The organism is Streptomyces sp. NPDC004561 (assembly GCF_053602155.1).
The window spans coordinates 1-7,998 of sequence record NZ_JBSGDB010000404.1 but is presented as its reverse complement, the minus strand read 5'-3'; the positions used below and the strand labels follow the sequence as shown (position 1 = coordinate 7,998).

General features: G+C 72.0%; 4 protein-coding genes and 2 pseudogenes. 5 read left to right on the top strand and 1 reads right to left on the bottom strand.

Annotated features, from left to right (window positions below):
• Positions 1-719: 719 nt before the first annotated feature.
• The 3 genes and pseudogenes from ACWEN3_RS35780 to ACWEN3_RS35770 all read left to right on the top strand — a co-directional run.
• Positions 720-890 (top strand): annotated as a pseudogene (locus tag ACWEN3_RS35780) (acyl-CoA thioesterase II); the annotation flags it as partial.
• A gap of 5 nt (positions 891-895) precedes the next feature.
• The gene (locus ACWEN3_RS35775; protein ID WP_452979647.1) at positions 896-1,876 is read left to right on the top strand and encodes a cation diffusion facilitator family transporter; all 981 of its coding nucleotides are present in this window, start codon (positions 896-898) and stop codon (positions 1,874-1,876) included.
• Between the two features lie 42 nt (positions 1,877-1,918).
• Complete coding sequence (locus ACWEN3_RS35770; protein ID WP_452979653.1) at positions 1,919-2,143, top strand: hypothetical protein; 225 nt, start codon at positions 1,919-1,921, stop codon at positions 2,141-2,143.
• Here the strand turns inward: ACWEN3_RS35770 and ACWEN3_RS35765 are convergent.
• A pseudogene (locus tag ACWEN3_RS35765) lies at positions 2,100-2,279 on the bottom strand (transcriptional regulator); the annotation flags it as partial. The gene ACWEN3_RS35770 and the pseudogene ACWEN3_RS35765 sit on opposite strands and share 44 nt — an antisense overlap.
• A 902-nt stretch (positions 2,280-3,181) precedes the next feature.
• Here ACWEN3_RS35765 and ACWEN3_RS35760 point away from each other — a divergent pair.
• Positions 3,182-6,193, top strand: a complete 3,012-nt coding sequence (locus ACWEN3_RS35760) for an SNF2-related protein (RefSeq protein ID WP_452979650.1) — start codon at positions 3,182-3,184, stop codon at positions 6,191-6,193.
• On the top strand, positions 6,190-7,530 hold the full coding sequence (locus ACWEN3_RS35755; RefSeq protein WP_452979645.1) for an SWIM zinc finger family protein: 1,341 nt from the start codon (positions 6,190-6,192) through the stop codon (positions 7,528-7,530). The genes ACWEN3_RS35760 and ACWEN3_RS35755 overlap by 4 nt, the downstream gene beginning before the upstream one ends.
• Positions 7,531-7,998: the final 468 nt, after the last annotated feature.

The window sequence follows — 7,998 nt, the reverse complement described above, 5'->3', positions numbered from 1 at the left end:
CGCCGGGGCGGGCCGCCCCCCCCCCCCGCCGCCCCCCGCGGGTGAGCCGGCCGCGTCCCAGGCCGTAGCACCCCCGCCGCCGGGCCCGGTCCCGCTCACGGGACACCGGGCCGCACCGGGTGGGGGAGGGGCACCGGCAGGTGCGGCCTCCTGGAGACGGGGGAGGGCGGCCGGGTCCGCGTGCCGGTGGCACGTGGACGCCCCGGGCGCCGGGTCTTGGGTGAGGGCCGGTGGTGGTGTGGGCTGTGTAGCCCTCCGGGCGGTGGCAGGCGGGTTGCCGAGCACCTCTGGCACGTTTGACCCCGCACCGGCCTTGAGGGCCGATGCCCCTCCCGGCGGGACGCGGTCGAAGATCGCATCCAGGGCCCTGGGAGGTTCGCCGTCTGGCGTCGGGCAGCGCCCGCCCCGCCCTCGTCCGCGGTGGTCTTGTGGTGGTTGTGGGGATGGCGGCGGAGGCAATCACAGCGGGGCGGGAGCGCTACTACCGGCTGGGCATCGCCCTCGGCGACGGTGCCCAGAGCCTCGAGCTGACGGGGTCCTCCAGCGCGCCGGGAGTGCCGCCCGGCATGTGGCACGGGCAGGCCGCGGCTGCTCTGGCTGTCCGGCACCGTCAGCGAGGCGCAGATGAAGGCGCTGTTCGGGCTCGGCGTGCATCCCGACGCCGAGGAGATCGTCGCCCGGCACCTGAGCGAGGGCGGGGTTGCCGCGCTCGGCGAGACGCGATGCGGTTCCACCGGCCGTTCCGAGCCGACGAGTGGCTGCTGTACGACCAGAAGTCCCCGTCGGCATACGGCGGCCGCGGCCTCGGTCAGGCCCGCATCTACACGCACTGGCGCCTGGCCATCTCGGTCATCCAGGAAGGCATGGTACGGGTTCCGCGGGAACACTGAGGGACATGGCGAAAGCTCTGCACCCGGACCAGCGGGACACCGGCGTCGGAAGTACCCTCACGGTCGTCGTCGCCGCCCTCGCCAACCTCGGCATCGCGATGGCCAAGGTGGCGGCCGGCCTCATCAGCGGCTCTAGCGCCATGCTCTCCGAGGCCGCGCACTCGGTCGCCGACACGGTCACCGAGGTGTTGCTGCTGACGGCGCTCAAGCGCAGCCGGAAACCCCCCGACGAGGACCATCCCCTCGGATACGGCCCCGAACGCTACGTCTGGGCGCTGCTCGCCGCAGTCGCCACCTTCGTCGGCGGCGCGGCCTTCTCCCTCTACGACGGCATCCACACCCTGACGAGGGGCGAGACGCTCGGTGACCCGCGGGTGTCGTACATCGTCCTCGCGGTCGCCTTCGTGCTGGAGGGCTTCTCGCTGCGGACCGGGGTGCGCCAGGCGCGCGGTGACGCGGACCGCCGCGGGATGCCCTTCCGGCTCTATCTGCGGCACACGCCCGACACCGCCGTGAAGGCGGTGGTTCTGGAGGACTCGGCCGCGCTGATCGGCCTGGTGCTGGCGGCGGGCGGCCTGCTGGGCGGGCAGCTCACGGGATCCGGGGTCTGGGACGGCATCGCCTCCCTGTCCATCGGCGTGCTGCTGCTGTACGTCGCCTGGGTGCTCGGCCGGTCGAACGTGGAGCTTCTCATCGGGCGGCCGCTGCCCCGCCCGGTGCGGGAGCGGATCCGGGCGGAACTCCTGCAGGTGGAGCACATCGAGGCGGTACTGGAGCTGACGACGCTGGTGCAGGCGCCGGGGGAGGCCCTGGTGGCGGCCAAGGTCGACTTCCGTGACCTGTCGACCGCCGCCGAGGTCGAGTGGGCCTGCGAGCGGGCCGAGCAGCGACTGCACGAGGCGTTCCCGGCGGTGTGCCGGGTGTATCTGGACCCGACGCCTGGGCATGCGCAGCGGCGCTCCGAGGGCCTGAACCCCGGTTCGTGAAAACGGCTTGTAAGCGCGAGGCGCGCACGGTGGGATGAGGCCGTGACAGTCATCGCGGAGCCGTGGAACTGGCGGGGCGGCCGGATTCGGGACGCCTTCCTGGACGCCCTGCGGACGGTCGCCGACCTCGCGGCCGAACCCGGCGTCGCCGCCGCGTGGAACGAGCCCGGCGTGCTCAAGGACTTCAGCGTGCGAGGGCTGGTCGGGCACATGTTCTGGCAGGAGCTCGCGCTGCCCGGGATGGGACGTCCTCGGACACACCGCTGATGTGGCCCTTCTCCAGCCGCGTGTACCACTCGGTGCTGACCCCGGCCAGCACGGCGACCTCCTCGCGCCGCAGCCCGGGGACGCGGCGGCGGCTGCCGCTGGGCAGCCCGGCCTGCTTTCGCACGCCGCTCCGCAACCGGGACCCGGCAGGCCGGCCGTCGCGCCGTGACGTCGGCAGGGCGTCCGTCGTTGTCCTGGCTGGTGCCGCCCCCCTGCTGCGCTGTGACGGTGCCCGGCCGAGTGCTGCCTCAGCCCACGACTGACGCGGACAGGTAGGCCCTGACGCGCCGCTTCACTCACAGCGCCCCGCGTGTGGCCACGCCACCCAGCAGGCGCCGGATCGTGGGACCGGCCATAAGGACGGCACGGCCATGACCTCCACCCACCCGCGCAAAGCGGCCACAGCGGCGCAGCGAGATCCGGGAGCGGACCGCAGCCGTCCGAGCCTACGGACTCCGCCGCTCCCACCCCGGACGCGGCGGCACGTCAGGCCGGGAGCGGATCGTGAGCAGACAGGACCGCGTGGATGCGGTTGACCGCGAGATGGGGGCACGTCTGCTGCCCGGTCCCGTGGTGCGGGCGCTAAGCCGCTGGTGGGAGGTGAACGCGTCGGCCTATGCGGACGGGAAACCCGGCGCGCACACGGTCCGGTACACACCCGGCCGGTGGGCGCAGATCTCTCCGTGGCCCTCAGCGTTGGCGCCCGCCGGTATCGGCGGTGATGCCACGGTCAGTCGGGCGGAGGTGGCCTCGGCTGTTGCGACCGGTAGGTCGCGCCACGAGACGGAGCGTCCACGATCGCGGACAGCTTCACTGCGAGGTTGTCCGATCCGGTAGCGTTGAGGCAATCCGGTCGGTGGACTCGCGGCTGGGGCAATCAGTAGGAAACCGGCGGCAGGTGCGGCTGGGGGACATCGGCAGAGGAACCAGACGATGGCCACGGTCTACCGCGTGGTGACCACGAACGACGAAGGCCGGGAGCAGAGCGCTCGGTACTTTGATGTGGACGGTCGGGAGATCGATGATCCCCACCTGTCCATGGGGCTTATCCCTTTCCCACAACGGCAGCCTGTGGATCGGCCCGTAAGTCCGGAGCCGGAGCAGGTATCACCCGTTCCCGGGACCGTCGTGTTCGACCCGGTGTGGTGGGAGGATCTGAGGGGGTGCACGGCTGTGTTCCTGCCGGGCGATCCCCCGCGCTCCGGACGGATCGCTTTCCACGCCCAGGGTGGGCGGCTGCCGGCCGATGCTCCTACCGAAGAGCTCCTAGTGGTCCTGCCACACGGTCGCGCCGGGCGGCGACGGGCCGTTCCAGTAGTAGTGCGCCCGCTCACTGACGTTCTGCCGTTGCTGCTCGACGAGCCGCCGGAGCGGCTTACCGCGACAGGTGCCGCATGGCGCCACGCGGCCCTCTACGCGCTGCACATGGCCGGCCGAGGGTTGTTGCTGCCCGGGCTGAGTGCCGGCGGGTACGACGCTTGGAGGCTGGGGCCGTTCTCGCAAGAGGACGCCGGCTGGGTACGGGCATTGGCCGGATCCCTTGACCCCGCCGCGTACGCGACTCCGTTGCAGCAGACCGGGCGTGGACGTATTCCGCTGCTTCTGCCACATCCGTACGACCGGCTGCGTCTGTTCCTGGACTCGGTGGCCGACTTGCTGCCGCGCACGCCCGCCGCTGCCGCCGCTGCAGGGCAGGCCGCTTTCGCCGGTCGGGACCCCAGGCATCTGCCGGGGCTGTGGGGCTGGGCCGCCAAGGTCGCCGACGGCCGGGACGCCGGCGTCCAGCTCTCCCTCCGGCTTGAACTGCCGGACACGACGGAGGCGGACTTCGACAGCGCCGACAACAGCACGGGCGCGGGCGCTACGGACCGCCTCGGAGCAACGGTGCGGTGTGTGCCCCAGGTGCGCTCGCTGGCGGATCCGTTGCTGCTCGCAGACCTGGCCGAGGTGCGATGCGGGAGCGTGGACGGATTCGGTCCTCGTGACCGTGCGTGGGTCGATGCGACGCTGCGTGCGGCCGCCGAGGTCTGGCCCGCACTCGCCGGACTGCTGGAACCGGCCGGGCCGGACGCACTGGACGTGGACGACGACGCCTTTCTCGCCCTGCTGGACGACGGCATCGCTGTCCTGGCACAGGTGGGTGTGGCGGTGCACCTGCCGAAGGACCTGGTCCGGGACCTCGTCGTACAGGCAGTCGTCGAGCCCGGGAGTGGTTCGCCGGACGAAGAACTGGAGGGATCGGGCTTCTTCACACCCGACGCGCTGCTCTCCTTCCGCTGGGAGTTGGCGGTGGGTGACCGCACTCTCACCCCTGCGGAGCTCGACCGGCTGGCACAGGCCGGGCGCCCGCTGGTGCGGCTGCGGGACCAGTGGGTCGTCGTCGACGAGTCGCTGGCACGCAAGGCCCGGATTCGGTCACGCGAACTGGGCGCCCTTGAGGCACTGACGGCCGTCCTCACGGGCGAGGTGGCGGGCGACGACGGATCCGTCACCCCGGTGCGGCCGAACGGATGGCTTGCCTCCCTCCACGAGCGGCTGACCGCACCGGAGCATGCTGCGGATGCCGAACTGCTGCCTCCCGCCGGGCTGGAGGCCACCCTGCGCGGGTACCAGCTGCGTGGCCTGGCCTGGCTGGACCGGCTCACCCGTCTCGGCCTGGGTGCTTGCCTCGCGGACGACATGGGGCTCGGCAAGACCATCACCACCATCGCCCTCCACCTGCGCCGACAGCAGGATCCGAAAACGGCCTGCGGCCAGACCCTGGTGATATGTCCCGCCTCGCTGCTCGGCAATTGGGGGCGGGAGATCGACAGGTTCGCGCCCGGCACGCCCTGGCGCCGCCATCACGGACCCGCACGGGACCTCGGTGACTTCCGGCCCGGGGAGATCGTCCTCACGACCTACGGCACACTCCGCCGTGACCTGTCCGACCTCTGCGAGGCCGGACCGTGGGGACTCGTGGTCGCTGACGAGGCGCAGCACGCCAAGAATCCCGCCTCGGTCACTGCCAAGGCCATGCGCGCCCTCCCTGCCCAGGCTCGGGTGGCGCTCTCCGGTACACCGGTGGAGAACAACCTCACCGAACTCTGGTCGCTCCTGGACTGGGCCACGCCCGGCCTGCTCGGCCCGCTGACCGCCTTCCGGGACCGCTACGGCCGGGCCGCCGAACGCGCCGCCCGCGGCAGCGAGGCCGAGGCTGACGCGGCGGCCGCCGGACGGCTCGGCCGCCTCATCCGCCCCTTCGTGCTGCGCCGCCACAAGTCCGACCCGGGCATCGCCCCCGAGCTGCCGCCCAAGACCGAGACCGACCACCCAGTCCGGCTGACCCGGGAACAGACGGTGCTGTACGAGGCACATGTACGGGAGTCGATGGACGAGATCCGCAACGCACAGGGCATCACCCGGCACGCCCTGGTCCTCAAACTCCTCACTGCCCTCAAGCAGATCTGCAACCATCCCGGCCACTACCTGAAGGAGGACACGGCGGCCCGCCTCACCGGACGCAGCGGCAAACTCGAACTCCTCGACGAACTGATCGACGTCCTCCTGGCCGAGAACGCGTCCGTGCTGGTCTTCACCCAGTACACGCGGATGGCGCGGATGCTGGAGGCGCATCTGGCCCGCCGCAGCGTGCGGACGCTCCTGCTGCACGGCGGCACACCGGTGCCCCGCCGCGAGGAGATGGTCGACGCCTTCCAGAGGGGCGAGGTCCCAGTGTTCCTGCTCTCTCTGAAAGCAGCCGGCACCGGCCTCAACCTCACCCGGGCGTCCCACGTCGTCCACTACGACCGCTGGTGGAACCCCGCCGTCGAGGACCAGGCCACCGACCGCGCCCACCGTATCGGCCAGACCCAGCCGGTCCAGGTCCACCGGCTGATCACCGAAGGCACCGTCGAGGAACGCATCGCACAGCTCATCTCGTCCAAACGCGACCTGGCGGACTCGGTCCTCGGCGGAAACCGGGGAGAGGCCGCGATCAGCGACCTCACCGACGACGAACTCGCCGACCTGGTCGCCCTGCACACCACCACCGACCGGAGCAGCCGATGAGCCGCAACGGCACAGGGAAGCGCCCCGTTGATCTGGTCCTCCCGAAGCCTCCGCCGGTACCGGGACAGCGGAAGCTGGCGGACGGGCCGTGGGGCATCCTGTGGATCGCCGCCCTGGAGAGTCCCCGCAGACGGGACTCCGGGCACGCGGCAAGGCTCGATCGTGCCCGAACCTACGTCCGGCGCGGGGCGGTCGGAGACATCACCGTACGCGCGGGCGAACTATCCGCCCGGGTCACCGGCAGCGGCCGCCGCCCGTACAAGGTCACGCTGCGCGTTCCCCAACTGCCCGAGGCGGAGGCGGACCGGCTGCTCGAGGCATGGGCGGACGACGTCGACGCCGCCGCCGAACTGTCCCGCGGAGAGCTCGGTGAGGCAACCGCGCGTATCGCCGTCGCCGAAGACATCGCCCTGGTACCCGGGCCCGGCCTCACCGACTACGAATGCACTTGCCCCGACTGGGGCTTCCCCTGCAAACACGCCGCCGCGGTCTCCTACCAGTACGCCCGCGCCACCGACGCCCGCCCCGATGCCCTCCTGCTGCTCCGCGGCCACCACTTGGACTTCGTCCGTGAGGAAGCAGCGCTCCGGTGCGCCGAACGCGAGGCCGCCGCTGCCGAACAAGCAGCCGAGGAAGCGGAACTGACCAGGACGGGCGCGGCTCGCGGAGTCCCGGCCGGCGAGGCGTTCGCGCGGGCCAGACAGGAAGGCGGACTGCCTCCCCTGCCGGAGCTTCCCGCCCCGGCGACCGGGCCCGTCACCGTCGGCCCGTTCCCGGATCCGGGCCACGAGGACAGCCTTGTCGCCCCCAACCGGCTGCGCACGCTGGCCGACGACGCCGCCCACCGTGCCGCCGACGCCTACAGCCACGCGGTCGCCACCGGAGCCGCCCCCGCCGCCCGGCTGTGGCTCGACACCGACCCCTGGCTGGACACCGTCCGGCGCGCGGCACGAGCGGACGACGACCCTCGCGTCGTCGGCCGCCTGCTGAACAGTTCAGACCAGGCGCGCGCCCGGCTCGCGCGGGCAAGCGTGGCGTGGAAGCACGGGGGCCGACCCGCACTGGCCGTCCTCGACGGAGGCCAGGTGCCACCGCGTGCCGCGGAGAGCATGGCACGCGAACAACTCCTGACCCGGCCGCTTCCCGGCCTGCCCGGCCCTCCCCTACTGCGCCGCACCGGCGGCCGCCTTCAACTGGTCGGTCACAATGTCGAGTTGCGGTACGGACCAGACGGTCACTGGTACCCGTTCCGCAAGCAGTCCGGCCAGTGGTGGCCGGCCGGATCTCCCTCCCAGGACGCCGTCGAGGCTGTACGGCCAGTCCTGCCGGGGGACTGACGCTTCTCCTGGCGATGGCCGCCGCACTGCTGCGGAACGTGCCCGGCACCCATTTGTCGCAACAGGACCAACCAGCCCCGTCCGCACCTGCGGGCGGGGCCTTCGCATGCCGCCGTAGGACCGGACCGCATCGCCCTGACCTGGGGGAAGGAACCGGGCGCGGGCCAGTTCCTCGACGTTGAAGGCGATGCGTCGCAGGTCGCCGCGACCTTGGGCAGGCGGATAGGCACGCCACACGGGCCGGGGAAGTCGCCCGTGGACGGTGGCACCGTCGATGTCCTCGCCAGGGAAGAGGAATTGGGCGCCGCTGGTGTACTCGGCCCATTCGAGTCGGAGGTTCATGGGCGGGGTGCTCCTTCGGTGAGGGGGCCGCATTTCGGTGGCGTCACCGTCGGGGCACGGCGGGTAAGCAGGGCAAGAGCGGCTGTTTGTGGATGTCTAGGCGCGGGGGCGGGCATGAAGCGGCCC

Coding starts and splice junctions, on each gene's coding strand:
- ACWEN3_RS35760 (WP_452979650.1), top strand. CDS start 3,182: ATGGGGCTTATCCCTTTCCCACAACGGCAGCCTGTGGATCGGCCCGTA.
- ACWEN3_RS35755 (WP_452979645.1), top strand. CDS start 6,190: ATGAGCCGCAACGGCACAGGGAAGCGCCCCGTTGATCTGGTCCTCCCG.
- ACWEN3_RS35775 (WP_452979647.1), top strand. CDS start 896: ATGGCGAAAGCTCTGCACCCGGACCAGCGGGACACCGGCGTCGGAAGT.